Origin of the sequence: Falsihalocynthiibacter sp. CO-5D18, assembly GCF_041205445.1 — a bacterium.
GTDB lineage: Bacteria > Pseudomonadota > Alphaproteobacteria > Rhodobacterales > Rhodobacteraceae > Falsihalocynthiibacter > Falsihalocynthiibacter arcticus.
This window is the reverse complement of sequence record NZ_JBGFCF010000005.1, coordinates 221,374-246,050: the sequence shown is the minus strand read 5'-3', so window position 1 is coordinate 246,050 and position 24,677 is coordinate 221,374. Positions and strand designations below refer to the sequence as shown.

Here is a 24,677-nt window from a genome sequence, read left to right as displayed (position 1 = left end):
GCGTCCTTTAGTGAGCGTGAGAAAGAGGCGAGCTGAGCGCTCGGTTCAAAATGAGGGCCGCCGCACCCATTGTCGCGGTCATCCGCCCCGAGGCGCCGCGCATCAAACGGGTGTGTGGCGCATCGGGACGGTTTGAAACCGAGACCTCGGGCAGGGGCGCATTTGCGACCAGATAATCAAGAATGCCATCTGGCATCGCGCCGCCCAGCACGACGGTTTGCGGATCAAAGAGGTTTTCAACAATGGTGATCGCGTGGCCAAGGGTTAAGCTGGCCGTTTCCAGCCACGCCATCAGGTCGGGATCGTTTTGTTGAAAGAGGCGATCCAGCGCGTCGATATCATGGGCGTCTTTGCCCGCCTGTTGCAAGTGTCGCTGTACTGAGTGGCGGCTCAATCCGTCCTCAAGTTTGCCGCCGTGGCCATTGATCGGGATGTGCCCGATTTCGCCAGCGTTGCCATAAGCGCCGCGAACAAGTTGCCCGCCGTTGACCAGACCGAGGCCCAAACCAGCCCCAAAATAGAGATAGGCAAAGGACGCGAATTCCTGTGCAACGCCATTGATGCGCTCGGCCATCGCGGCGGCGTTGGCGTCATTGCTCAGAACGACTGGCAACTTCAACGCATAGGTAAAAAGCGCCTCCGCGTCGACTTCCTGCCAGCCCGTGAGATCGGTCCCCATACCCGTAATGCCCGTCACACCGAAAGGGCCGGGCATTACGACACCAGCGCCGAGCATCCGTCCCGTGGCCGTCGGTACTTGGGCCAACGCGCGGGCATAGAGATCGGTTACATGCGCGATGACAACATCTGGTTCGGTCTTGGTAAGGGCGATCCGCTCGGTAGTGACGGCTTGACCGTTCAAATCCAATAACGCGGCAAATATCGCATCGGGGCGCACTTCAACTCCAAGCGCATACCCGCCCTCGGGATTCAGCGTATACTGCATCGCAGGTAGGCCTCGCCCGACGTTCAAGCGGCCATTTTCCAAAAGCATCCCATCTTGCAACAGCTCGGCGATAATGTTGCTGACGGTTTGGGTTGTGAGCGATAGGGTGCGGGCAATTTCGGCACGCCCAATGGCGCCCGCTGTGCGTACTTGCCCCAGCACTGCTTGACGATTTCGGAACCGTGACCGTTCGGCATTGCTGCCTTCTTGAAAGTTTAAAACTACCATGGAATGGACTTAACTCAATTCATTTGAATTATCAATTGATTTGAGTTAAGCCTGATGCATGAGTTCGAAAAATGGACCGCTACAGCCACCAATGGGAGACTAAAAATGAATACACGTTTGAAAGGCCTAGTATTTGCAGGGATGATGTCATCTGCGGCATTGTTCACGAGCACGGCGAGCGCCGTTGAGATTGAATATTGGCAATATTTCTTTGACGCACGCGTTGACGCGATGGAGACGCTGATCACCAACTTTGAGGCCGCAAATCCCGACATTACGGTCACGATGAACCACTTCCCCTATGACAGCTACCGCACCAAGGTTGCCGCCGCGATTCCCGCAGGCGAAGGCCCCGATGTGGTTCAGTTATTTTACGGTTGGTTGAACGACTATGTTGAAGCAGAGTTGATCCAGCCCTTGCCTGCGGATGTGTTCCCAGCGGATAAAATCGACGCGGAATTCTTCCCGATGGTTCAGGCGATGAAGGATGGCGATCAATATTGGGCGCTGCCAACGGCCGTTCGCAGCTTGGCGCTGTTCTACAACAAGCGCCTGTTTGAAGAGGCGGGGATTGAAGGTCCACCAGCCACGCTAGATGAATTGCTTGAGACCGCCAATGCCCTAACAAAACGTGACGGTGCGGGCAATCTGACGACGGTTGGCATCACGGCGGGGATGACTGCGCAAGATCACCACTGGTGGCGCGAAGGTCTGGTACGTCAATATGGCGGTGAGCCGTATCTGGATGATTACAAAACCGTAAACTACAACACTGACGCGGGTGTTGCGGCATTGGATTACTACACCAACTTGTTCATGAACGACTCCGCTGTGACCTCAATCGGCTTTATGGACGAGCCTCAGGCGGCGTTCAAAGCGGGCCGTGCTGGTATGCATATTGACGGGTCTTTCCGTATCGGTTCGCTTGCTGATCAACGCGGACTTGAGTGGGGCGTGGCGGAGTTGCCCTCCGGTTTAGATGGGGTGCAATCCAACTATTCCTCCTATTGGGTGAACGCGATCACATCCAAAGCTGAGGGCGAAAAGTACGATGCTGCGGTAAAGTTCATGGAGTATCTCACCTCTGATGAGGCCATGCAGATCTGGCTTGATGTCGTGGGCGAACTGCCTGCGAAACCTTCCGTTGGTATGACCGAAGCGAATGCGAATGATCCGGTCTTTGGTCCGTTCATCCGTGGGTTGGAATACGCGCACACCACCAAATTTGTGAATGAATCCAGCCAGCGTCAACTGCTTGTTGAGATGGTGGAGCGGATCCAGCTTGAAGGCATGGAACCTGCGGAAAGCCTCGCGATTGCAGCAGAAGCCGAGCAAGTCATGCTCGACGAATATTACGCCAAGTAAAATCGAAACATCCGCCCCGATATATCCTGTCGGGGCGGATTTTAAGAAGGTAGGGCCCCCATGTATCGCAACCTCACTATTCGCCAAAAACAGATCGTATGGGCTTGGGCGTTTTTGGCAATTCCCGTGCTTTTCTATAGCATCATCCGTTTCTATCCGACGGGAAACGCGATTCTGATTAGCTTCCAGAATTGGAACTTACTGGGCAGTCGCACGTGGGCTGGCCTTGATAATTACGAGAAGCTTTGGAACGACGCAGTGTTCTGGAAAGTGTTCCAGAATACCTTTCTTTACCTGTTGCTTGGCACCCCGATCAGTCTCGTGCTCTCCTTTATCATTGCCTACCATCTTGATAAATTGCGCTTCATGCATGGCTTTTTGCGGATGCTGTATTTCCTGCCGTTTATGACTTCTGCGGTGGCGATGGCGTGGGTTTGGCGCTGGTTTTATCAGGACGTGCCGATTGGCCTGTTCAACAATATCCTCGCTGGTTTTGGCATCCCTCAAATCAGCTTCTTGAATTCAACCACCAACGCGTTGCCTGCCGTTTTGGCGCCTGCCGTTTGGGCAGGACTTGGGTTTCAGGTGATCATTTTTATGGCGGGTATACGCGCCATCCCGACCAGCTATTACGAAGCCGCCAAGATCGACGGGGTGGGCTGGTTTACCGTGCTCACACAGATCACGCTGCCGCTCCTGCGCCCGACGATAGTGTTTATCGTTGTGTTCTCATCCATCGGGTTTCTGCGGATTTTCGACCACGTCTTTAACATGACCACCAATAATCCGGGGGGGCCGTTGAACGCCACGAAACCGCTGGTTTTGATGATCTATGACACCGCATTCAACGGTTTTGACATGGGATATGCCGCCGCGCAAACCGTTGTTTTGTTCACGATCCTGCTGATCGTCTCGCTTATTCAACTCCGCCTGCTGAGGAGCACATAATGTCTCATATCGCTCCCACCGCCGAAACTTTACTAACGGCGCAACCCGCGAAACGCCCACGCAATATGGGCCAGATCATCCGTTGGCTGCTGTTGTTTCTTGGCGGGATTATCATGGTGATGCCGATTGCCTATATGATTTCGACCTCGCTGAAATGGCCGCATGAAGTTTACAATATCAACCTTATCCCTGATGAGCCGACACTGGATAACTACGCCTATGTTCTTGAGGACGGGCGCTTCTATTGGTGGTTTGTGAATTCGACCATTATCGCCACAATCACGACGATCTGTAATCTGCTGTTTGACAGTCTTGTCGGCTATACTTTGTGCAAATTCCGCTTTCCGGGGCGCACAATTATTTTCATCGCCATTCTGTCGACGCTGATGATCCCCACCGAAATGTTGGTGATCCCGTGGTATCTGATGTCGCAATCGTTTGGTTGGTTGGACAGCTATTGGGGCATCATGTTCCCCGGTTTGATGACCGCGTTCGGTACCTTCCTGATGAAACAGTTCTTTGAAAGCGTCCCAGATGATTTCATCGAAGCTGCCCGCATTGACGGGTTGAACGAGCTGCAAATCTGGTGGACGGTCGCCATGCCTTTGGTGAAACCCGCGTTGGCCGCGCTTGCGATCTTTGTGTTTCTCGGCAATTGGACAGCGTTCCTTTGGCCGCTGATCGTGACCAATTCGGTTGATATGTACACCATCCCCGTTGGCCTGTCGGGCTTTGGCGACGAGGCGGATGTGGCGTGGGAGTTGATTATGACGGGGGCAGCTATTTCGACGATTCCGACGCTGATCGTGTTCCTCATTTTTCAGCGGTTTATTATCAGAGGCGTAGTAATGGCGGGACTAAAAGGATGACAGATCACTCAATTTTCCCCGACCCGACCTACAAAGACACCGTGCTTGCACCGCTGTTTGAGGGGGTCAAAACCCACTATGCAGGCCATATGGCGGCGATCAACCGCGCCCATTTGGTGATGCTGGTCGAAACCAAGATTTTGTCGGCACAGGACGGGCGCAAAATCGCGCAGGCCCTTGCGGCGATTGACGCGGAAACCGATATTGCGGCCCTAACTTATACGGGCGAATACGAGGATTATTTCTTCTTTGTGGAGGCCGAGTTGCGCCGTCGCTTGGGCGACCTTGGCGGGGCGCTGCACACCGCGCGATCCCGCAACGACATGGATCATACGCTGTTCAAAATGGCATTGCGCACCCGCGCCGAAGCAATGCTGGATCAGCTTACAACCTTAACTGATGCGCTGATCGAAAAAGCGCGCGCAGAGGCCGACACGTTGATCGTCGCCTATACCCACGGCCAACCTGCGCAGCCAACGACTTTTGGCCACTACCTTGCGGCAATGATCGAAGTATTGAACCGAGACGGCGAACGTCTGTCCGCTGCGATCGACAACCTCGGCCACAGTCCAATGGGCGCCGCCGCGATCACCACCTCTGGGTTCCCTATCGACCGCACCCGCATGGCGGAGTTGCTTGGATTTGAAGGGCCGCTGGTAAACTCCTACGGCTGTATCGCCAGTGTGGATTACGTCACGGGGCTCTATTCCGCCGTTAAACTTGTGTTCCTGCATTTGGGGCGCGTGGTGCAAGATCTGGCTTTCTGGTCCAGCTTCGAAGTGGCGCAACTCTATGTGCCCAACGCGCTGGTGCAGGTCAGTTCGATCATGCCGCAAAAGCGCAATCCGGTGCCGATTGAACATATGCGCCACCTTGCGTCCGTCACTTGTGGACGCTGCGATATGGTGGTGAACACGATGCACAACACGCCGTTCACCGATATGAACGACAGCGAAGGCGAGGTGCAACAAGCGGGCTATGCGGCGTTTGAAAGTGGCGGTCGGGTGCTCGAACTTCTAACCTCTTTCCTCCCTGCGTGTTCAATCAATGCCGCAAAAGTGCGCCGCAATACCGATGCCGCGAGCATCACGATCACCGAGCTTGCCGATACGCTTGTGCGCGACGCGGGGCTGACCTTTCGTCAAGCCCACGAGATCGCGGCCCATGTTGCTCGCAACCTTGACGGTGCGCCACTTTCCGAGGGGTTCACCACATTTCAGGCGGCATTTCAAACCGCGACAGACCGCGCAACGGTAATGGACGACACAGCGTTTCGCACGGCAGTTAGCCCTGAAAATTTCGTGGCGTTGCGAGATCGCATCGGCGGCCCAGCCCCTGCGGCACTAACAAGCGCGCTCGATGACAGTGCGCGCGCCACGCAAACCCTCTGCACTTCCGGCGATATGCGAAAACAGCGCATTTCCACCGCCGATACCGCTCGCACCAATGCCTTCACTCAACTGCTGGAGATCTGACCTTGGCCAATCTTGCCCTGCGTAACCTAACGAAATCTTACGGCAAAACAGAGGTGCTGCATGGCATCTCTCTGGATGTTGCCGATGGCGAATTTGTGGTCTTTGTTGGCCCTTCTGGCTGTGGTAAATCGACGACCCTGCGGATGATCGCGGGGCTTGAGGAAACCTCCTCAGGTATCATCGAAATCGGCGGGCGCGAAGTAAACAATCTTGAGCCCAAAGAACGCGATATCGCGATGGTTTTCCAGAACTATGCAATCTATCCGCATATGTCGGTCAAAAAGAATATCGCCTTTGGTTTGCGGTCCTCTAAGATGCCGAAGGCAGATAAAGAGAAGCGTATTCAAGAAGTTGCCGAAATTCTTGATATGGTCAATCTGCTTGATCGCAAACCCAACCAACTGTCTGGCGGCCAACGCCAACGGGTTGCGATTGGGCGCGCGATGGTGCGTGATCCTGCGGTGTTCTTGTTTGACGAACCCCTCTCGAACCTTGATGCGCAACTGCGTACGCAAATGCGGCTTGAGATCAAAAAACTCCACCAACGGGTTGGCAATACAATTATTTTCGTGACCCACGATCAGGTCGAAGCCATGACCATGGCCGACCGGATTGTCATCATGAAAGACGGGCATATTCAGCAGGTCGGAACCCCTGCCGAGGTGTTCCACAAACCCGCAAATACCTTTGTGGCACGCTTCATCGGTGCGCCCTCTATGAACTTGTTGGAAGGGAGAATTGACGGCACGGTCGTGACGCTTGCCTCTGGTCAAACCGTCAATGTGCCGACGCTCACCGCGAACAAAAACCAAAGTGTTCTTTTGGGTGTTCGTCCAGATGATCTGCATCCTGCTAGCGCAAATCCGATTCTCACAGGCAAGGTTGTTCTGCGCGAGCCTTTGGGGTCTGAGACCTTGATTTATGTCGAAACACCCTCCGGCGAAATCATCGCCAAAGCAGATGGCAGAACGCCGCCCGAAGTCGGGGAAACGGTGCACCTTGGTGCGGATGCCGAAAACCTGCATGTCTTTGACACCGAAAGTGGAGAGGCGCTGACATGAAGAAGCCGATCATGTGTGCCGGTAGGCTCTACTGTGATCTGGTTTTCGCAAACACGCCCCGTCTTCCGACGGCTGGAACCGAGGTTTTTGCGCCAAAACTTTCCTTGCATGCGGGAGGAGGGGCCTTCATTACGGGGGCCACTTTGGTTGCTTTGGGGCATCCGGTTCGGCAGTTTTCGACCCTGCCTGCCGCGCCGTTCGATGCGACCGTTTTGGCGGATATGAACGCGCACGGGATTGCCGCAACCGACTGTAAACGCGCCGCTATTGGCACCGATCCACAGATAACCGTCGTGATGGCCAACGCGGAGGATCGCGCCTTTTTGACCCGCGCCGATGGTCCTGCCACCCCTGATCCGGCGGTGGTTGATTTTACGGGCTTCTCACATTTGCACATCGGCGAATTAAGTACATTACGTGAAACGCCCTCCTTGCTGGACCACGCGCGGGCCGCAGGGCTTACGGTTTCGCTGGATTGTGGTTGGCAGGACGTGTTCGATGCAGATGTGGCAGCGTTAATCGCCGCCGTTGACGTATTTTTGCCCAGCGAAAGCGAGGCTGCCGCCCTTGTGGCCATCGGCGTACCAGAAGTCTGCGCGCCGCTCACCGTTGTGAAATGCGGCAAGAATGGCGCCCGTGCGCGGGCCTTAACAGACAGCGCTTGGACCCACAGCACCACCGCCCAAGTTGAGGTCATTGATGCCACCGGTGCAGGCGACTCGTTTAACGCGGGTTTCTTAGCGTGTTGGCTAGAGCAAGCCCCGTTGAGCGAATGCTTGGCCAAAGGCAACGCCTGCGGGTCCGCGGCGGTGCAATCCCTTGGTGGTGCGAGCTATTTGAAACGGGGCTAAGACGTGCTCATTCCTTCGCTGTCATTAACTGGAGGAATGTTTGACGCCCAGCGTCGAGACGAGTGATACGGCGCTGAAAATAATACAGAAATAGGCCAAGAACTCGAAGACTTCCTCGAAAAGTTGATGCGGCTCGACCTTTAAAAAGTTTTCCTCAAACGCCGCGCCAATGGCAAACAATATGAACCCACATAGAATCCAACCCATCGGGCGCGACGTGATGAAGTTCCTTAGGAAAGCTTTGGAGACCTTGAGGTGCGTCACGATCAGTGTAAAGGCGCCTGCAAGCAACAAAATCACGATTATCGCAGACGCCATCATCAAGACATTCACGGTTGCGGGGTCCAGTCCGTATATCGCACCCCAAGTCGTTTCGCGCCCAACCCCCGCAAAGGAAACGGCGGTGAACGTTAGGCAAATGGCCACGATGCCAGCGCGAAACTCGACATGGCTTAGCGCGGCCTTCACTGCGGCAATGGCCCAGGCGAGCACCATGCCGATAATGACGATCAACTCCGCCGCCTCAATAAAGCCATCCTCACTTGTATTTAAGGGGAAGATTTGGTTCGCAACTCCGACCACCACGACAGCCATTCCCATCGCAAATGCAATGCGTAGCCAATACCATAGTCTGCGGCTGTTACCGGACAAAAAAGTGTACATCGGTGGGGGCTCAATTATTTGATATCAAGGAAGCGGCCACCACACATAATTGTAACAGTTCGATAAACAAGGGATGCGACCTTTCGGTAACGCATTCGTGAGCAATGTCGATTTTGTAGCCTCATTGTGCGACAGCAATCAAATATCGCGCGGCATCGTGGTTGATGCAATACCCGCCATTTTAGCAAGCTTATTCGTTGATTGAAATTTACCGCCTACCTCGACATAAGACGAAGGGCGACCAATCGTGCAACGACGAATAGGCGGAACGAGATATGAAAAAAATTGCGATCATCAGTGGTGGCCTGTCGGGCATGGGCCTTGCGATTGCCAAGCGGTTACATGCCTCTGGAACGGTGGTTTGCATTGGGGCGCGGCGCGGTGGTGACGCGGAGGTCGTGGCGAAGCTACATGCCGCGGTTGGTGCGCCAATTCACGTTGCGCCGCTTGATGTGCGCGACAGCGAAAGCGTTGCTAAGTTTGTGGGGGACGTCGTGGCCTTGCATGGCCAAGTGGATATTTTGGTCAACACGGCTGGCGTCTATGAAGAAGCGAGCGTTATTGATCATTCCGACAAGCTTTGGGACGATACGATTGACACCAACCTGACCGGCACGTTTAAAATGATCCGCGCGGTGATGCCATTGATGAAGGCACAAAGCTGGGGCCGGATCATAAACCTCGCCTCTGTCGCGGCGCACAATGGCATGATCGACAATGCAGCTTATTGCGCGTCCAAGGCGGGTCTTTTGGGCTTGGGACGCTGTGTCAGCCTTGAGGGCGCCGCGCATGGGATTACCTGCATCAGCATCAGCCCAACTTGGGTTGAGACAGAAATGCTCAAACATTTTGTCGATCAGGAAGTGGCCGAAACGGACGCCACGCGCGCTGAGGTACAGGCGAAATATGAAGCCTCCAATCCACAAGGCGCGCTCGTACAACCCGAAGAGATAGCCGAGCTTGTAGCCTTCATTGTGAGCGATGCTGGACGAGCGATCACCATGGAAGACATTCAAGTTAACGCGGGATCGCTTTGGTAGGGTGTTAATTCACTGATTTCGCGCGAGGAATAACCCGTCGGGCCAAAAGTTCGGCGGGGCTAGAAAGAGACGCAAACGACTGCTCCGTTATGCCCTCCCACATTTTTTGTGCGGCGTCGTGGGTCAGGGTTGCGGTTGCTTTTAGTGCTGTGAGGTCCGAGGCAATGAGGGCCCGTTCCGCATCGGACAAGGGCGCTGCGCGCAGCCAATTCTCAACGGGGATCACGGCAATTTCTGCGACCTCTGGCAATAGTGCCGTTGTGGCGTATTGATTTGGCGTCAGGTTAAAATACCGCGCCCCCTCGGTGGGGATCAGATCGGCGAGAAACCGTGCCGCCGCGTGAACATCGATCATTCGAAAAGCAAAGCCTTCGGGAACGGCCTTGATTTGGGAGCAAGCGGCCATAATGACCTCATAGATGTCTTTGCTGTTGGGCGCGTCCAGATCATACAAAGACGGCAACCTGACAATTGCCGCCGCCACGCCTGACTTGGCGATCTGATGTTCGGCCTCGATTTTGGCCGCGCCATATCCCGAACAATGTGGATAAATCGCTGTCGCGGCCTCATCGTAAGGGCCTCCTGTATCGGCAAAAACCGCTGAAGTGGACGAGAACCGCAAATCAGCAAAAGCATCGTGGCAAAACTGAAGAATATTGGCGATGCCAGCCTGTGACCAGACCTCCATATGATTGCGATCGACCGCGAGGTTTACCATCGCCGCGCAATGAATCACGCTGCGGACGCGGGATGTGAGAGTTTCATAATCGGCGGTATCAAGGCCGAAATGCACGTCTTCAAGTGCTGCGGGAATAAGGACCAACCGCGCGGAATCCACGCCCTGTTCGGCTGCAATCGCGTGCAATCGGTCGATTGCGTCGCGGCGTTTGGGGCGGATGAGGCAATAGATGACATCGCCGTCCGGCAAAGACCGCGCGGCGGCGGCCATCACTCGACTGCCGAGGAACCCCGTGGCCCCCGTCAGTAAAATACCCGAGCGTTTGAAGCTGCCGTGCGCTTGTGGTCGGGTTGCAGATGACGAGAGAATATCGTGCAAACGCCCCAAGGGAACGTTCAGCGCAAAGTCGAAATCGACGCGACAGCCATAGGCGGCCTCAAGAGCGAGGAGGAGATTCACCGCCATCAGGGAGTCGCCGCCTTGGTCGTGAAACGACAGGCTGGGATCGAGGGTTGCGGCGGGACAGACCATAATCTCGGCAGCTTTTGCAACCGTTGGCAAGACGTCCGTTGCGGCTGTATCAATGGCGGCGCTTGCGTTGATTTTAGGCAGCGCTTTGTAATCGCATTTTCCCGAGACCGCATTGACGGGCATAGTATCAAGCTGCACCAAAAAGCTTGGAATACAGTAGAAAGGCAATTCCGCGCGCAGGGCTTGGGAGAGCGCGGCAGGAAGCCGACTTTCGCCCGCTTCAAGTCCCCATTTCGCACGGTTTTCGGCTGACTGTGCGGGGTTGGCGCAATAATAGAGCACGAGAGCTTTGCCTTGACCATCTATCTCTTGAATCCATGGCACTCCCTGCGAAAAGGCCACGAAACTATGCAGCGATTCCGTCAGATCGCGGGTTTGTATGCTATGCCCCCGCAGCTTGAGCATATGCGCCACGCGGCCCATCACATGTATGCTGCCATCCGCGGCTATATATCCTTGGTCACCCGTATCATAAAGGCGCGTAAACTGGCCATTCAGGGTCAACTCGCGAAACCGCAGCGCCGTTTCCTCAGGGCGGTTCACATAACCGGGGCCGAGCATCCTTGGGCCTTCGAAATGCAGCAATCCAGGTTGCCCCGCGGCACAGATTTGATCGTTATCATCCAGAACCACCGCCTTGATATGTGGCATCGCAACGCCCACGGAAGCAGCCCCCGCACGGCCTTGCGGCCCCGACACTTTGGTCATCGAAATATCGTGGGTTTCGCAAATGCTATAGAGGTTCCAGAGCGTGACGTTTGGCAGTTTTTCCCGTACCGCCGCAACCAAATCATCGCTCACAACTTCGCCATTCAAAATCACCCGTTGCAGGGGCACATTTTGGGTCACCTCGGCGGTCGTGATCTGGAGGATTTTTTCAAGCGCGGAGGGGGTAAAAAGCATCTCGGTCACGGTGTGGCGGGTCAGGAACGCCGCAAGATCATCGGGGTTCAGGAGCTCATTAAAACGCGGAAAACAGAGTTTCGCGCCATCACGCAGAGGGCGAAACATTTCCCAGATCGCAAAGATATAAATGCCGACGGTGTGCTGTGGATCATAGGGCGTAAATTCATCGCGCCACTCATACGACAGGTGGGCAGATTGATGTGTCACGGGGATGCATTTCGGCTTGCCCGTGGTGCCCGATGTCGCAACCACATAAATTATATCATCTGGCGCGACATCCGCCGCAACGATCGGGTGTAGCGGCCTGTTTGCGGGATTTTTCAAGATTGTTGGTGCGTCGATATACTGGCAGGTCGCGGGCAATTGGCCAGTCTTGGGCGCTTGGCACAGGAACACCACGTCAATCGAGAGCTCGGCGACGATATTCGTTAAAACATCGGTAGGCATCGCGGGATCAAGATGAACGAAAGGACGCCCCAGAACCACGCAAGCCGTTGCAACCGCGCCGAAAATAACCGAGGGCTTGCCAAAAATTGCGACCTTGCCGTTTGACGGAAGGTGAATTGCCAGCCGATCAATGCAATCCGCCAATTGCCCATAACTGAGAGTTCGGTCGCAGTCCACAAGGGCCGTCAAATCGGCATGATCCTGTAGCGCTTGCGCCAGTTTTCTCGGGACTGTTGTGGTCTGGGTCAATGAAAAATCCAAGTCATTCGCGAAACAAGAAACGACCTTATTCGCCCCATATGCGACATAAACTTGGTATCTTGATTTTGGACAAGAAGGTCAAGATGCCAAGCGATTTTAAATCGTTTGGGACGCGGCTATCGATGATGCCCGCGTTAAACGGCTTGTTGCTGCGTTTGCCCCTACGATGTGCAACCTGCGCACCCTTTTGAGGTGGCGCAGGTTCCTTAATGCCCTCAGGGACGTTGCTGTCCATTGCCAAAGACGAGGTATTTGAAGCTCGTGAGCTGCTCGGCTCCGACGGGGCCGCGCGCGTGCATCTTGCCCGTTGCGATCCCGATTTCCGCGCCCATGCCAAACTCGCCGCCATCCGAGAATTGGGTCGACGCATTATGCATCACCACGGCGGAATCCACGGCGGTCATGAAGGCCGTAGCGGCCGCCATGTCGTCGGCCACAATCGCATCCGTGTGGCCAGACGAATGCGCCTGCACAAAGGCGATGGCATCTTGCAGATCGTCGACAATTTTCACCGACATGATGTTGCTCAAATACTCAGTATTCCAGTCCTCATCAGTCGCGGGAATTAAGTCCGGCAGGATTTTTTTAGCTTCAGAATCCCCACGCAACTCACAGTCTACGAGGGCTTGTGCCAAATGGGGCAGGACCCTTGTTGCGACATTACGGTCGATCACCACACATTCAGTTGCGCCACAAATTCCCGTCCGGCGCATCTTGGCGTTTTGGACAATGCCTACCGCCATATCAAGATCGGCGCTTTCGTGGATATAGGTGTGGTTGTTGCCATCGAGGTGCAGCAACGTCGGTACCCGCGCTTCTTTTTGCACCAGTGAAACCAGCCCACGGCCACCGCGCGGAATAACAAGATCGACGGTATCGATGCTGTGCAACAGGAGTTTCACCGCTTCTCGATCCCGCGTGTTCACCAATTGCACGGCGTCCTCGGGCAGGCCCGCCGCCTTCAACCCCTGCGCCAAACAAGCGACAATCACGCGCGAGGAATACAAACTTTCCGAACCGCCGCGTAAAATAACGGCATTACCGGATTTCACACATAGGGCCCCTGCATCTGATCCCACGTTCGGGCGCGATTCATAGATCATCGCGATGACGCCAATGGGCACGCTGACGCGGTTGATTTTGAGGCCATTCGGGCGATCAAATGTCGCGAGGGTACGGCCAAGCGGGTCGTCTTGGGCGGCAATGGCATCAAGCGCGTCGGCCATGCCTGCCACGCGGTCTTCGGTCAAGGTAAGGCGGTCTACGAAGGCTGCGTCCTTGCCGCTGTCGCGGATACTGTCGACATCCTTGGCGTTGGCTCGCAGGATCTCGGAGGCGCGGGCGCGTAAAGCTTTAGCGGCCTCTGTGAGGGCTAGATTGCGCTGATCTGATGTTGCCATACCAAGGCCGCGCGCCGCAGCCTTGGCGCGCTGGCCAAGGTCTGCGACGAGGGTTTCAACGTTCATCTCTTCCGTAGGTGTGCTCATGTCATCCATTCTCGTGTCTCCTTAAAACGGCGGCTCGAAGGCCGTTTCTATTTCAGTTCGGCGGCGCGGCGATAGGCGGCCTGTACGGTATTTTCAAAAAGCGCGTGCAGCTGGCCGTCGTGCATCAACGCCTCCAGCCCAGCTTGCGTTGTACCGTTTTTGCTGGTCACCGAATTTCGCAACTCTTCAAGGGAGGACTCCGACTGACGGGCCGTTTCGACGGCGCCCGTAATGGTGTCAAAAACCAGTTTTTCTGCGGTTTCTTGATCAAACCCTACGGATTTCGCGGCGGCAACATAGCTGCGCATTAATTCGAAAACATAGCCCGGACCGCTACCACTGACGGCGGTTAAACGATCGATCTCGTCCTCGTTGGCCAGTTGCACACAGCTACCTGTTTGGGCGATCCATGCGGTCACGTCCGTAACTTGCTGTTTGGAACAGGCGTCATTGGCGTAAATGCCAGAAACGCCAAGGCCAACCATCGCAGCCATATTTGGCATGACGCGAATGATCGCCGCATCGCCCACAATTTTCGCGACCGTCTCGATGCTGCAGCCCGCAGCGATGGACACAAAGCATCCACCCGTTTTCAACGCATGCACATAGTCGGGCAGCACATCCACAATCATCTGTGGCTTGATCGCGATTAGAACCACATCAAAGACACCGGCGGGCACATCTGCTGCGTCCGTCACATGGGTAACGCCGTCTGGAAGGCCGGTGGCGGCAGGGTCGGCAACGGTAAACTGGTTCTCATCTCTGGCGGCCCACTGGCGCAACATCGCGCCCCCCATTTTGCCGCATCCAATCAGAAGTATGTTCATCTGTGTCTCCCTTTACGTGGGCTGGCCCCGTGCATCCGTCGCGCTGCATTGCAGCATGCAGATGTCGGCCCGCCCAGTTTTTCATCCCATCGCTGAACGTCCATAACGCGCCTCTTTGGGCGGGCTAGAGCAGCGACCTGTTTGCATTCTCATGTTGCGGACGTGGTATAACGCACCGAATCAATGAAAGGGTTAGTGCTACAGGTCAGCGTCGCAAGACGCAAACCGTTCACATTTTATCCTTTCAAAACAAAAAGATATCGGAGACCTACCATGGCGAAGAAAAAGAAAATCGTTGTTAAAATCGGATCTAGTCTACTGGCAAACAGCGAAAAACTGACCCTGCGCTATGCTTTCTTGAACGGATTATTGAGCGATCTTGCTCAACTTCAAAAAGAAGGTCACGACATTATTCTGACGTCCTCTGGGTCAGTGGCACTTGGGTTGAATATGGTCGGTAAACGGCCCGAAGATGCGGGCATTTTGGATAAGCAGGCGGCCGCCGCCTGTGGCCAGCCGCTCTTGATGAATGCCTATCGTCAGGTCGCCTCCGAACATGACATGGAAGTCGCGCAAATGCTGGTGACGGTCGAGGACATGGAAGAGCGGCGCCGCTTCCTAAACATCAAAAACACCATGTTGCGGTTGTTTGAAAACGACATCATGCCGATCATCAACGAAAACGATTCCGTCGCGACGCGTGACTTGCGGGTGGGGGACAACGACCGTCTTTCTGCCAAAGTGGCCCAAATGGTTCAAGCCGATCTTCTGGTCATCCTCACCAGTGTCGAGGGGCTTTATGACCGTGATCCTTCCGATCCAGATGCCGTATTCATCTCGGAAATCGAGGATGTTACGGAGCACCTTGAGTCCACCACTGGTATTAGTGCATTGGGCAGCGGCGGCATGTTAACCAAAATGCAGGCTGCCAACATGGCACAGAACGCAGGTGTTGAAACAATCATCGCCGAAGGGATTATTGAGCGGCCTGTCTCCTCTGTCCTGAAAAACGAGCGTCGCTATACACGCTGTCTTGTAACTGGCGAGAAGGCCTCGCCGCTCAAAGTCTGGCTCAGCAACCGTCTGCAGGTCGCAGGGACGCTGGTTATTTCAAACGAAGTGGCAGCCGCTGTAATTGCCGGTGACTGTGGGATCACCCGCAGCGACGTGATTTCGATCCAAGGCGATTTCACCAAGGGCGATGTGCTGCACGTCTACACCGAAGACGGGGATGAGGTGGCCCGTGGCCTCACGAACTTCTCGTCCGAGGAAACCATGCTGGTGGCGCGCCATTTGGATATGCCCGTCGAGGACCTGATTGGGTACAAGACCAAAAGTGACATCATCGCGGCAGAAAACATACTGGTTCTCGAAGAAAACCATCTCCAGCATGATGCGCCCGAGGATGACCAGAAAATCGTCGTGCAATTGTAACCCTTAGGGCTATTTAGACATAGAATTGGGCGTGGCATTGGGTTGCCGCGCCTTTTTGCTGCCAAACAGGCCTATCCCTTGGAGCCGAATTCGAACCACGCTCTTTCCTTAGGTGTGAGAAACTCCTTCATTTTGGCGTCATACAAAGACAAGTTTTCGGCGCTCAGAATACCTTCCCACTTATTGCTCGTACCGCTTTCAAAAAACTGGGCGTTGTCTTTCCAAATCCCTCTGTTGGCAGACGGCGCAAATTTGTCCGCATTCTTTTTCATGCTAGAGAAGGTCGCGGCCTCCACAATGGCGTCAATCAAATCGTCGTCATCGTTGCACTCCAATATTTCCGACAAATTCGAGACCGCCCCCCTAAGGTCGCGGACCATATCTGCATAGTGAAACATGTGAATGTTGGCGCACGCATGCCCGTTGTGGAAACTTTTGAAGTGAAGGGCCAATCCTTCGAGGGATTCCCCGCCATTTTGCAACGGTGAAAACGGGGTTTCCACAAAGGTTCGAAAGCCTTCGTTGATATCGTCTGCGATAAATTTATCTAGGGTGCCGTTGGCCATATTTTTGATGTGGTTTTGCGCCGAAAAAACCACATCGATCGGATGCCGGTGCACCGACAAATAGGTGCAATTCTTGTCGTAAGTTATGCCATCCAGCGGCGTGTGGGTTTTAATATAACGGCGATGCGTTTGTGCCTTCAGGGTGTCCATCAATTCTTTTTCATCGTTGAATTTACTGTCCAACCATTTCGAAATCGTGCCAATGCCGGGATTTACCTCTGGGTCGCCGAATATCAACATACCACATATCGACTGCATCCAAGTCGTGCCGCTTTTGGGCGGGGTACAGACAAAGACATCATCGGGGCGGTTATCAAAACGCGACCAAATATCCGAATTACTCACATCGGAGTTGTAAACTTGGCTTGGGCTTGGAAATTGATCACGCATTTCTCAATCCTCTTTTTAAACAAACAAATCAGGAATTCAAAATCATCGAGGCCGCAATTGCGCCCTATATACCCGAAATCGGGTGAATTGTCACAGCTTAACAACGGTGAGCAATCGACGTGATGAAATAAATTTCAGTTTACGCGTTTATTCCCACCCTTCGTTGACGAATCGAGGTGCGGGCGGGCAAATGGCTTACCGAAATAAATTTTGGTACATGAAATTTCTTGCCGACACGGTGTATTTCATGTCAACCTAGTGGTCATTTGGCCATTTTGCCTTGGGAGGGGATAATATGAAGAGAATGAGTACAAAAGGTTTGATCGTTTCAGGTGTAATGGCGCTCTGTGCCTCTACATCGTCTGTGTCAGCAGAAGGTACATTGGCCTGCGAACCCGGCGAAACCTATATCATGAACGTGATGGTTTCGAGCCACCCTTATTGGGTCCCTGTCTATCAAGGCTTCAAACAAGCCGCCGCAGCTTTTGGTTGTGATACGGTTTTCTCAGGCACGCCAGACTACGATATCGCCAAACAAATCGCGTCGTTTGAGCAGGATATGGTAAAGGCTCCCGCCGGTATTCTTGTGCATCCCATGCAGTCTGACCCGTTCATCGAACCTATCAACCGTGCGATCGAAAACGGCACTCAAGTTGCGACATTCGCCGCGGATTCACCCAAATCAAACCGCACCGCCTATATTACGTCTGACAACCTTGCCGAAGCCAAATTCGCGGCAGAAGAAATCGTCAGCCAAATTGGTGCCGAGGCTGAATATGCAGTGCTTGAAAATCCAGGCCAATCCAACCACGATTTGCGAGTAACAGCGCTTATTTCCTATATGGAAGAGCATTATCCCGACATGAAATTGGTCGGTCGTCAGGCAACCAATCAGGACAGCAACGCGGCCTATCGTGCCACGGCGTCCATCGTGCAAGCAAACCCAAATCTCGGCGCGATCTGGATCCCTGAAGCGGGTTCCGCAGAAGGCGCAGTTGCGGCGATCCTAGAAGCCAAAGCCGATGTCTTGATTATGCATGCCGATGTTACCCCAGCCACGCTGGAACACATCAAAGCGGGCAACATCCACATGGCGCTCAACCCAAATCAAGGCATGCAGGGTTTCATGGGCTTTATGGGTGTATTTTTGGCCGCACATGACGGTGTTTTCGATCCGTTCAACGATTACAAAACGTCGGGCTTCAATCCCGTGCAAATTCCCTTCGTTGACAACGGATTTGCTGTGATCACCCAAGAAAACGCCGACAGCTTTGACTTGAATGTCTACATGGAAGGTCGCGATCCGAAGTAATCGGACTGCACTTTCTATTGGTGGCGCCGGAAAACAACGGGCCTTTGGCGCCACCCCTTTAAATTCAACTCAGGTAGTAGCAAATTCCATGACCGAAGAACTGCTTCTTAAAATCTCAAATGTCACCAAGTCTTTCGGGCCAGTACGGGCTTTGAAGGGGGTGAATTTCGACCTGCGCAAAGGTGAAATTCATGCATTAGCGGGCGAGAACGGCGCGGGGAAGTCGACATTGATGAACATCATCGATGGAATACTACAGCCAGACAGCGGCGAAATTCTGATTGACGGAAAAGCCGAAATAATTACGTCGCCAACGCGTGCGCAGCAACTTGGCATCGGGTTTGTACATCAGGAAATTGCCCTCTGTCCCGATGTAAATGTCGCCGAGAATATCTTCATGTCTGCCACGAATATGAGTTCGTCTTTTTTGATGAATTACAAAGAGTTGCACGACAAAGCTGACAAAGTTCTTTCACAACTTTGTACGATATCGCCCTCGACAATGGTGCGGGATTTGTCGATTTCAAACCAACAGCTGGTGGAAATTGCCAAGGCGCTGACACTGGACTGTCGGGTTTTAATTTTGGATGAACCCACCGCAGCGTTGACCGAAAAAGAAGCGCAAATTCTGTTTGGAATAATGCGTAAACTCGCCGATCAGGGCATTGCGATTGTCTATATCTCGCATCGCATGGTCGAAATTTTCGATAATTGCGACCGCGTCACTGTCTTTCGCGACGGGGAGTTCATTGAGACCCGAAATGTCGCCGAAATCACACCCGGAGACGTGGTGAATGCCATGGTTGGACGGGTGATTGACACGCTCTATCCAGAGAAGTTAACCCCCGAGGAGGCCACCGACGAGATCATTCTTGATGTGCAAAACCTCTCGGATGGGAAGCGCTTTTTTGATGTGAACTTCCAACTCAAAAAGGGTGAGATCCTCGGGATCGGCGGGCTGATTGGGGCAGGGCGCAGCGAAATTGCCAAGGGCGTTTGTCGCTTGGAAACCAATGTGACGGGCGAAACGACGCTCAAATCTGCGCCGCTTAAACCAAAGGATTATCGCGAGAGTATCGAGGCGGGTGTGGTCTATCTTTCTGAAGACCGCAAAGGCGACGGAATTTTCCTTGATATGGCGATCTCGGCCAATGTCTCGGCACTCAATTTGACGCAAGTGGCCACGCCAGCTGGTATCATCAGTGTGCCCGCAGAAGAAAAACAAGCAGCCGCCTTGGGCAAGAAACTCAACCTGAAATACGGCCGATTGAGCGATCCAGTTTCCTCGCTTTCGGGGGGAAATCAACAAAAAGTGGCCATCGCCAAAATGCTGTCCGTCGACCCGCGCCTGATCTTTTTAGACGAGCCAACGCGCGGCGTGGATGTGGGCGCAAAAGTAGAGATACACGCCATTCTGCGCGGTTTGGCGCGGTCGGGCGTCGGGATTGTTGTCATTTCATCGGAACTGCCGGAGCTGATTGGCCTTTGTGATCGGGTGATGGTTGTGCGCGAGGGCCGTATCAGCGGCGAAGTCACGGGCGACGAATTGACGGAAAAAAATATCATGCGCTTGGCCTCTGTTTTAGACGCAAGCAGCTTGAACGAAAATAAGGGAATATGACGGTGAAAACTTCCACATTAACAGAAACAGATGCCCCCATTTCCCATGGTTTTTTGGGTCGGATGTTGCGCATGCGGGAAACCGGCCTGATCGGAATCATCCTGGTTATGTTCGTGGTGATGTCCTTTGCGTCGCCCTATTTCCTGACGTGGATTAACATGCGGGCCATGGTGATGGCCTTCGCCGTTGAGGGGATTGTGGTCATCGGTATGACCATTCTGTTGATTTCCGGCGGTATCGATCTTTCGGTCGGATCGGTCACGGCGCTGGCGATGGTTGTTGCGGGCTGGCTGTTCTTGGCGGGGGTTGATCCTTGGGTTGCCTCGGCGATTGCGATTGCGGTTTGCACGGGCATTGGTGCGATCATGGGGTTCTTTGTGACCCGCGTTGGCCTGCACCATTTTATTGTTTCGCTTGCGGTTATGGTGATTGCGCGCGGCGTGTGTTTGCTGGGCACGGGGGGGCGTCCGCTTGGCTTGTTCACCTTGCCGCCAGAGTTCAAATTCATCGGGCAGGGGTCTATTGGACCGATACCGTTAGTGATCATTATCTTCGTTATCACAGTGATTGTGTTTGATTATCTTTTGCGGCGCACAACTTTGTTTCGCAAGGTGTTTTACACCGGAAGCAACGAACGCGCAGCCGCCTATTCGGGCATTCGCACCAAGAAAGTGGTGTTCCTGACAACGACCCTTTGTTCCGCCCTATGTGGTGTTGCGGGTATCATTTATATGTCGCGCTTTGGGTCGGCCCAGCCCACATTCGGACTTGGAATGGAGCTGAATGTGATCGCTGCTGCTGTCATCGGGGGGGCCAGTCTTAACGGCGGCACGGGCTCCATTTTGGGCGCTATTCTGGGGGTGGTCTTGCTTTCGGTCGTGTCCAGTTCCCTGGCGCTTTTGGATGTGTCGGTCTATTGGCAGGACATTATTCGCGGCTCGATCCTGTTGGTCGCAGTCACCCTCGATCTCTATATGAACAAAAACCGCAAACATTAGGAGCGTAGATTATGAATGCCTCTAGTCCCAATTATGAAACTGCGCGCCAAATCCAAGCGGTCCTTGTGCTTCATTTTATCGAAGGGCTCAAGCAATCTGAAATTGCAGCGCGCTTCAATCTTTCGACGTCAAAAGTGAACCGATTGATCGCGCAGGGCCGCAAAATGGGTATGGTTAAAATCGACATCGAAAGCCGGTTTCAACATTTGATTGACTATGAAAATCGCTTGATTGCCTCGACCTGTTTGACGGGCGCTGTGATCACCCCCACAGCCTCGGGAAATCCCGACACGACCTTGCAACAAGTGGGGCGTGCAGCGGCCAATCTCTTGCTTGAAACCGTGCGTGATGGCGATGTGATTGCGATTACAGGTGGGAAGGCCGTGAGTGCGGTTATCAACAATCTATTGCCGGATACGTTGCGCGATGTGACGGTTGTGCCGCTGACGGGTGGCGTGCAGGGTAAGTATTTCACCGACGTGAACCACCTTGCGACGAAAATGGCCGAACGACTTGGCGGCAAGGCCATGTTGGTGCACGCACCCTTGTTTGCCGAGACCCGTGGCCAGCGGGATATGATCTTGGAAATTGGCCCTGTGAAGGATGTTTTTGATCTGGCACGCAGGGCAGATGTGGCCCTTTTAGGGGTCGGTTCCATGGAGCCTGCTGGATCGAGCTACTATGACTTGAACCCGGTTCCCGAATCAGATCGAAAAATGCTTGTCGGCGTTGGAGTCGCGGCGGAATTGATGGCGCATCTCATTCGCGACAACGGCGAAGTTGCCGATTACCCGCTCAATAACCGCCTCGTGGCGCTCAACCCAAACGATCTCGCAGGATGTGGCCGCACGATCGGTGTCGCCTCGGGACAGGAAAAAGCGCGGCCTATTCGCGCGGCGCTAAACGGTGGTTATCTCGATGCTTTGGTCATGGATGAAGAAACCGCTTTAACAGTTTTAAATAATGAAAAGAGATCAGACAATGTTGCATGATATGCTAACGCGAACCCTTGGGAAAAGTGGCATTGAGGCCTCGGCGATTGGCCTTGGCACGTGGGCGATTGGTGGCTGGATGTGGGGCGGAACGGACGAAGCCAAATCCATTGCAGCCATTCATGCGTCGATTGACGAGGGCGTAAGCCTGATCGACACGGCCCCCGCTTACGGGCAGGGCGTGGCCGAAGATATCGTTGGAAAGGCCATCGAAACACGGCGCGACAAAGTCGTTCTTGTTACCAAATGCGGCCTCGTTTGGCACACGCAAAAGGGCAACCATTTCTTTGATATCGACGGCACGCCGGTACATCGTTACTTGGGCAAAGATGCCATTATCTATGAGGTAGAACAAAGCCTTACGCGTTTGCGCACCGATTATATCGACCATTACATCACCCATTGGCAAGATCCGACAACGCCTATTGACGAGACGATGGAAGCGCTGGAACTCTTGAAAAAACAGGGCAAAATTCGCTCTATTGGTGCGAGCAACACCAGCCCAGAAGACGTAAACGCTTATATTGCGGCGGGGCAGCTTGATAGCATCCAAGAAGAATACAGCATGGTGCAACGTGGCATCGAAAAAACCCTGTTGCCGATTGCGCGCGAGAATGGCGTATCGGTTTTGAGTTACTCGTCGCTCGCCTTGGGGCTTTTGTCGGGAAAAATGACGCCGGATCGTCAGTTTGAAGGCGATGACCAGCGCAAGGACAATCCACGGTTCTCGCAAGATAACCGCAAGAAAATCAAAGCATTGATGGATGACATTACACCGATTGCAGAGCACCACGACGCCACGCTTGCCCAAACCGTGATTGCTTGGACGCTCCAACAGCCCGGCATCACGTTCTCTCTTTGCGGCGCACGAAATGTCGAACAAGCCCGTGAAAATGCAAACGCCGGACGCCTGCGCCTAAGTGCGTCGGATTTAACAACCATTAATACTGCCGCTGACCAACATTTACAAAACCTAGACGCATAAACCGCCTGCTACGTGCAAACTAAATGATGCCGGAACCTGTTTCGGTAAACGGAGAAGTTATGTCTTTTCAACGCCAAGATAGCAAAAACGCATTGGCCCAAAACCCGGATTTTGACGTCATTATTCTGGGTGGTGGTATCAATGGCATCGGAGTTTTTCGCGATCTTGCGTTGCAGGGGCTTCGGGTGCTTTTGGTTGAGCGGAACGATTTTTGCTCGGGGTGCAGTGCGGCGCCGTCGCGGATGATCCACGGCGGCTTGCGCTATCTTGAAAACGGAGAATTCAACCTCGTTCAGGAATCCATCACGGAACGGGATGCCTTACTGCGCAACGCGCCGCATTACGTGCGGCCGTTACCCACCACCATTCCGATCACGTCGTGGTTCACCGGAACGATGAACGCCGCGACCTCATTTCTGGGCGGTTCTGGCCAACCCTCACGGCGCGGCGCCTTGCCGATCAAACTTGGCCTGTCGCTCTATGATTGGGTGACGCGCAAAAACCGTACGCTGCCGAAGCATCAATTTCACAGCGCTAAAACCACCCGCAAAGAGCGCCCGTGGTTGATGCAGGGTTTGCGGTGTTCGGCCACATTTTATGATGCATGGATAAGCCATCCGGAACGGCTTGGTTTGGAGTTGATCCAAGACGCCCGTGCGGCAAACCCGAACGCCATCGCACTCAATTACGCGGAATTATCCCCGTCAGAGGGTGGATTTACGGTCAAAGATAATTTGGGCTCCGAGCGTTTTCAAATCACGGGCCGTGCTTTGGTGAACGCCACGGGAGCATGGCTCGATCAGACAATCGCCGCTCTCGATCCAGAGGCACGCACCAAAGAGCCGCTGGTTTCAGGCACCAAAGGGTCGCATTTAATCCTCGATAATCCAGATCTTATGACAGCTCTTGATGGCCATATGATCTATTTTGAGAACGAAGATGGTCGGGTTTGCATCGTGTTTCCCTACCTTGGCAAAGTCCTTGCGGGATCGACTGATATTCGTGTGGATGAACCCGTACGCGTGCGATGTTCGCCCAAGGAACGCGACTATATTCTGGCTTCCCTCGCGCGGGTTTTCCCCCATCTTAATGTCTCCAAAGACCAAATCGCCTTTAGTTATAGCGGCATACGCCCATTGCCAAAAAGCACCCAAGATTTCACCGGACGCATTTCGCGTGGCCATGCGACGAAACGTTTGGATGGCCTCATTCCGCAATTCTGTATGGTGGGTGGAAAATGGACAACCTTTCGCGCGTTTGCCGAGCAGACAACCGATGACGTTCTTACGGAACTCGGAGCCACGCGCACAGTTTCAACCCGTAATTTAGCCATTGGTGGGGGCAAAGGTTGTGCCGATGCACAGGACGAACCCGCGCAGGCCTTGGCACGAAAAACCCTTGTCGGGGAATATAAAATAACACCCGAACGTGCCGCACATTTGGCGGCCTCTTATGGGACGGGGGCGCGCAAAATACTGGAATACTGTGACCAATATCCGAACGACGCACCCCTTGTCGTAGGCTCAAATTACACCCACGGCGAAATTGCCTATCTCGCGGAACATGAGTTCGTGGTCACATTGGCCGATGTCGTATTGCGGCGTACGGTTTTGGCAATCACAGGACAGATCAGTTCGGAGATTATCGACCAAATTAGTGAAATTTTGGCGCAGCACCTTGAGTGGTCGCCCAAAGAAACATCCCTCCAGCGCGCGGCGCTCCTCACGGAGCTAGACGACTTTCACGATGTGTCGCCACTCGTGCTGGACAACCGAAACAACATAAGGAAATGAAC

The 24,677-nt window shown here is 53.9% G+C and carries 20 protein-coding genes; 14 read left to right on the top strand and 6 right to left on the bottom strand.

From position 1 onward, the window contains the following. Nucleotides 1–7: 7 nt before the first annotated feature. The gene (locus tag AB9F27_RS09245) at nucleotides 8–1,174 is read right to left on the bottom strand and encodes an ROK family protein (protein ID WP_335586053.1); all 1,167 of its coding nucleotides are present in this window, start codon (nucleotides 1,172–1,174) and stop codon (nucleotides 8–10) included. A gap of 105 nt (nucleotides 1,175–1,279) precedes the next feature. Here AB9F27_RS09245 and AB9F27_RS09240 point away from each other — a divergent pair, with 105 nt between their 5' ends. The 6 genes from AB9F27_RS09240 to AB9F27_RS09215 are packed head-to-tail and all read left to right on the top strand — an operon-like array spanning nucleotide 1,280 to nucleotide 7,743. After that, a complete protein-coding gene (locus tag AB9F27_RS09240) occupies nucleotides 1,280–2,539 on the top strand; it encodes an extracellular solute-binding protein (protein WP_335586054.1) in 1,260 nt (419 codons plus the stop codon). A 60-nt stretch (nucleotides 2,540–2,599) separates the two neighbouring features. After that, nucleotides 2,600–3,487 carry a sugar ABC transporter permease gene (locus AB9F27_RS09235; protein ID WP_335586055.1) on the top strand — a complete coding sequence of 296 codons (888 nt, stop codon included), beginning with the start codon at nucleotides 2,600–2,602 and terminating at the stop codon, nucleotides 3,485–3,487. Beyond that, complete coding sequence (locus AB9F27_RS09230) at nucleotides 3,487–4,356, top strand: carbohydrate ABC transporter permease (RefSeq protein WP_335586056.1); 870 nt, start codon at nucleotides 3,487–3,489, stop codon at nucleotides 4,354–4,356. The genes AB9F27_RS09235 and AB9F27_RS09230 overlap by 1 nt, the downstream gene beginning before the upstream one ends. Continuing rightward, a complete protein-coding gene (gene argH / locus AB9F27_RS09225; RefSeq protein WP_335586057.1) occupies nucleotides 4,353–5,831 on the top strand; it encodes an argininosuccinate lyase in 1,479 nt (492 codons plus the stop codon). Before AB9F27_RS09230 ends, argH begins: the two co-directional genes overlap by 4 nt. A gap of 2 nt (nucleotides 5,832–5,833) precedes the next feature. Continuing rightward, entirely contained in the window at nucleotides 5,834–6,892 is a 1,059-nt protein-coding gene (locus tag AB9F27_RS09220) for a sn-glycerol-3-phosphate ABC transporter ATP-binding protein UgpC (RefSeq protein ID WP_335586058.1), read from the top strand. Further along, complete coding sequence (locus tag AB9F27_RS09215) at nucleotides 6,889–7,743, top strand: PfkB family carbohydrate kinase (protein ID WP_335586059.1); 855 nt, start codon at nucleotides 6,889–6,891, stop codon at nucleotides 7,741–7,743. Before AB9F27_RS09220 ends, AB9F27_RS09215 begins: the two co-directional genes overlap by 4 nt. Before the next feature lie 24 nt (nucleotides 7,744–7,767). Here the strand turns inward: AB9F27_RS09215 and AB9F27_RS09210 are convergent, their stop codons facing one another. Beyond that, entirely contained in the window at nucleotides 7,768–8,337 is a 570-nt protein-coding gene (locus AB9F27_RS09210) for a hypothetical protein (protein ID WP_335586060.1), read from the bottom strand. Between the two features lie 344 nt (nucleotides 8,338–8,681). Between AB9F27_RS09210 and AB9F27_RS09205 the strand changes: the two genes are divergently transcribed. Then, nucleotides 8,682–9,446, top strand: coding sequence for an SDR family oxidoreductase (locus AB9F27_RS09205; protein WP_335586061.1), 765 nt, complete (start codon nucleotides 8,682–8,684; stop codon nucleotides 9,444–9,446). A 4-nt stretch (nucleotides 9,447–9,450) separates the two neighbouring features. Here the strand turns inward: AB9F27_RS09205 and AB9F27_RS09200 are convergent, their stop codons facing one another. The 3 genes from AB9F27_RS09200 to proC all read right to left on the bottom strand — a co-directional run bounded on the left by AB9F27_RS09200 (nucleotide 9,451) and on the right by proC (nucleotide 14,584). Beyond that, nucleotides 9,451–12,258, bottom strand: coding sequence for an AMP-binding protein (locus AB9F27_RS09200; RefSeq protein ID WP_335586062.1), 2,808 nt, complete (start codon nucleotides 12,256–12,258; stop codon nucleotides 9,451–9,453). A gap of 227 nt (nucleotides 12,259–12,485) precedes the next feature. After that, the gene (locus AB9F27_RS09195; RefSeq protein WP_335586063.1) at nucleotides 12,486–13,766 is read right to left on the bottom strand and encodes a glutamate-5-semialdehyde dehydrogenase; all 1,281 of its coding nucleotides are present in this window, start codon (nucleotides 13,764–13,766) and stop codon (nucleotides 12,486–12,488) included. Between the two features lie 38 nt (nucleotides 13,767–13,804). Beyond that, on the bottom strand, nucleotides 13,805–14,584 hold the full coding sequence (proC, locus tag AB9F27_RS09190) for a pyrroline-5-carboxylate reductase (protein WP_335586064.1): 780 nt from the start codon (nucleotides 14,582–14,584) through the stop codon (nucleotides 13,805–13,807). 273 nt (nucleotides 14,585–14,857) lie between these two features. On the opposite strand from proC, the gene proB reads away from it, so the two are divergent. Next, the gene (proB, locus tag AB9F27_RS09185) at nucleotides 14,858–16,018 is read left to right on the top strand and encodes a glutamate 5-kinase (RefSeq protein WP_039003646.1); all 1,161 of its coding nucleotides are present in this window, start codon (nucleotides 14,858–14,860) and stop codon (nucleotides 16,016–16,018) included. A 71-nt stretch (nucleotides 16,019–16,089) separates the two neighbouring features. Here proB and AB9F27_RS09180 read toward each other — a convergent pair whose 3' ends face one another. Next, complete coding sequence (locus AB9F27_RS09180; RefSeq protein ID WP_335586065.1) at nucleotides 16,090–16,974, bottom strand: sulfotransferase domain-containing protein; 885 nt, start codon at nucleotides 16,972–16,974, stop codon at nucleotides 16,090–16,092. A gap of 295 nt (nucleotides 16,975–17,269) precedes the next feature. On the opposite strand from AB9F27_RS09180, the gene AB9F27_RS09175 reads away from it, so the two are divergent. The 6 genes from AB9F27_RS09175 (at nucleotide 17,270) to AB9F27_RS09150 (ending at nucleotide 24,675) form a co-directional block, all read left to right on the top strand. Beyond that, nucleotides 17,270–18,286 carry a substrate-binding domain-containing protein gene (locus tag AB9F27_RS09175; RefSeq protein WP_039003648.1) on the top strand — a complete coding sequence of 339 codons (1,017 nt, stop codon included), beginning with the start codon at nucleotides 17,270–17,272 and terminating at the stop codon, nucleotides 18,284–18,286. An 88-nt stretch (nucleotides 18,287–18,374) separates the two neighbouring features. After that, on the top strand, nucleotides 18,375–19,907 hold the full coding sequence (locus AB9F27_RS09170; protein ID WP_335586066.1) for a sugar ABC transporter ATP-binding protein: 1,533 nt from the start codon (nucleotides 18,375–18,377) through the stop codon (nucleotides 19,905–19,907). A gap of 2 nt (nucleotides 19,908–19,909) precedes the next feature. Next, nucleotides 19,910–20,905, top strand: a complete 996-nt coding sequence (locus AB9F27_RS09165; RefSeq protein ID WP_369757662.1) for an ABC transporter permease — start codon at nucleotides 19,910–19,912, stop codon at nucleotides 20,903–20,905. A gap of 11 nt (nucleotides 20,906–20,916) precedes the next feature. Then, nucleotides 20,917–21,897: a sugar-binding transcriptional regulator gene (locus AB9F27_RS09160; RefSeq protein ID WP_335586068.1), complete on the top strand. Its 981-nt coding sequence runs from the start codon at nucleotides 20,917–20,919 to the stop codon at nucleotides 21,895–21,897. Then, a complete protein-coding gene (locus tag AB9F27_RS09155; RefSeq protein ID WP_335586069.1) occupies nucleotides 21,887–22,882 on the top strand; it encodes an aldo/keto reductase in 996 nt (331 codons plus the stop codon). Before AB9F27_RS09160 ends, AB9F27_RS09155 begins: the two co-directional genes overlap by 11 nt. Before the next feature lie 59 nt (nucleotides 22,883–22,941). Further along, the gene (locus AB9F27_RS09150; protein WP_335586070.1) at nucleotides 22,942–24,675 is read left to right on the top strand and encodes a glycerol-3-phosphate dehydrogenase/oxidase; all 1,734 of its coding nucleotides are present in this window, start codon (nucleotides 22,942–22,944) and stop codon (nucleotides 24,673–24,675) included. The last annotated feature ends 2 nt before the right edge of the window (nucleotides 24,676–24,677 follow it).